The 2,108-nt window shown below is 56.2% G+C and carries 3 protein-coding genes; 2 read left to right on the forward strand and 1 reads right to left on the reverse strand.

Features of this window, described 5'->3' with window-relative positions; translation table 11 throughout:
• The first annotated feature begins 50 nt into the window (after positions 1 to 50).
• Complete coding sequence (locus CKK19_RS23340; RefSeq protein ID WP_012579084.1) at positions 51 to 707, forward strand: quinolone resistance pentapeptide repeat protein QnrA1; 657 nt, start codon at positions 51 to 53, stop codon at positions 705 to 707.
• Positions 708 to 892: 185 nt separating this feature from the next.
• Positions 893 to 1,768: a LysR family transcriptional regulator AmpR gene (gene ampR, locus CKK19_RS23345; RefSeq protein ID WP_004193231.1), complete on the forward strand. Its 876-nt coding sequence runs from the start codon at positions 893 to 895 to the stop codon at positions 1,766 to 1,768.
• 3 nt (positions 1,769 to 1,771) lie between these two features.
• On the opposite strand, the gene hypA is transcribed toward ampR, so the two are convergent.
• Positions 1,772 to 2,108, reverse strand: a 337-nt coding sequence (hypA, locus tag CKK19_RS23350) for a hydrogenase maturation nickel metallochaperone HypA (protein ID WP_050869085.1), incomplete at its 5' end; no start/stop codon positions are given.

The raw sequence follows: 2,108 nt of genomic DNA on the forward strand, positions 1-2,108 counted from the left end.
GTTTATACTTCCTATACCCGTTAGCACCCTCCCTGATTAAAGGAAGCCGTATGGATATTATTGATAAAGTTTTTCAGCAAGAGGATTTCTCACGCCAGGATTTGAGTGACAGCCGTTTTCGCCGCTGCCGCTTTTATCAGTGTGACTTCAGCCACTGTCAGCTGCAGGATGCCAGTTTCGAGGATTGCAGTTTCATTGAAAGCGGCGCCGTTGAAGGGTGTCACTTCAGCTATGCCGATCTGCGCGATGCCAGTTTCAAGGCCTGCCGTCTGTCTTTGGCCAACTTCAGCGGTGCCAACTGCTTTGGCATAGAGTTCAGGGAGTGCGATCTCAAGGGCGCCAACTTTTCCCGGGCCCGCTTCTACAATCAAGTCAGCCATAAGATGTACTTCTGCTCGGCTTATATCTCAGGTTGCAACCTGGCCTATACCAACTTGAGTGGCCAATGCCTGGAAAAATGCGAGCTGTTTGAAAACAACTGGAGCAATGCCAATCTCAGCGGCGCTTCCTTGATGGGCTCAGATCTCAGCCGCGGCACCTTCTCCCGCGACTGTTGGCAACAGGTCAATCTGCGGGGCTGTGACCTGACCTTTGCCGATCTGGATGGGCTCGACCCCAGACGGGTCAACCTCGAAGGAGTCAAGATCTGTGCCTGGCAACAGGAGCAACTGCTGGAACCCTTGGGAGTAATAGTGCTGCCGGATTAGCTCGAATGCAAACACAAGAGGCAAATATCACTTGAGTTCCGCGCTACAACAAGGCAGATTCTGCTATAGCAGAGTATTACCGCCGGAATGCCGTTTCTCTGCTGCCGCAGCCGACGTTATACCTTCCCTTCAAAGGAGGCATTATGAAGACTCAACTGCCCTAAAGAAAAACTTACAGGTGGATTATGGTCAGACGTTATCTCCCCCTTAACCCGCTGCGCGCCTTTGAGGCCGCCGCCCGTCATCTCAGTTTTACCCGCGCGGCGATTGAGCTGAATGTCACCCATGCCGCCGTCAGCCAGCAGGTCAGGGCGCTGGAAGAACAACTCGGCTGTGTGCTGTTTACCCGCGTCTCGCGCGGGCTGGTGCTGACCCATGAAGGTGAGGGATTACTGCCGGTGCTCAATGAGGCGTTTGACCGGATTGCGGATACTCTGGAGTGTTTTTCTCACGGGCAGTTCCGTGAGCGGGTGAAAGTCGGTGCGGTGGGAACATTTGCCGCAGGCTGGCTGCTGCCGCGTCTGGCCGGATTCTATGACAGCCATCCGCATATTGATCTGCATATCTCCACCCATAACAATCATGTGGACCCGGCGGCGGAAGGGCATGATTATACGATCCGTTTCGGTAACGGCGCGTGGCATGAGTCAGATGCGGAACTGATTTTCAGTGCACCACACGCTCCGCTGTGCTCACCGGCCATTGCAGAACAGTTACAGCAGCCGGATGATGTTCACCGCTTTACCCTGCTGCGCTCATTCCGCCGGGATGAATGGAGCCGCTGGCTGGATTGTGCGGGCGGCACACCGCCTTCCCCGTCACAGCCGGTAATGGTGTTCGATACCTCACTGGCCATGGCCGAGGCGGCACAACTGGGTGCCGGGGTAGCGATCGCACCGGTATGTATGTTCAGCCGCCTGTTACAGTCAGGCGCACTGGTACAGCCGTTTGCCGCAGAAATCACCCTCGGCGGCTACTGGCTGACGCGGTTACAGTCCCGTACGGAAACCCCGGCCATGCAGCAATTCGCCCGCTGGCTGCTGAATACGGCGGCGGCGTAAAACTCACTCACCTTCCAGGCTTTTTACCCGCAAATCATCACCTTCACTGATGCGCAGCCGTTCACTGCCGCAGTGCGGACAGCATCCGGCGTGCTGCATGATTTCGGCCTCACGGCTGCAATCCCAGCACCATGCCTGTGCCGGGATAACATCAATATGCAGTGTGCAGCCCTGCGCCACGGTATCACGGCAGGCGATATCAAAACAGAAATGCAGTGCACTCTCCTCAACATCCGCCAGTGCGCCGACTTCCAGCCAGACATCCGTTACCCGCGCAATGCCGTGCTGTTCAGCCTGTTCGCGGATAATGTCCGCCGCACCGAGGGCTTTACTAAGCTTG

The organism is Enterobacter sp. CCUG 70166, assembly GCF_020224095.1.
Classification (GTDB): domain Bacteria; phylum Pseudomonadota; class Gammaproteobacteria; order Enterobacterales; family Enterobacteriaceae; genus Enterobacter; species Enterobacter intestinihominis.

What these genes read in the sequence shown, in the direction of transcription:
- ampR (WP_004193231.1), top strand. Translation starts at nt 893, where the DNA reads ATGGTCAGACGTTATCTCCCCCTTAACCCGCTGCGCGCCTTTGAGGCC.
- CKK19_RS23340 (WP_012579084.1), top strand. Translation starts at nt 51, where the DNA reads ATGGATATTATTGATAAAGTTTTTCAGCAAGAGGATTTCTCACGCCAG.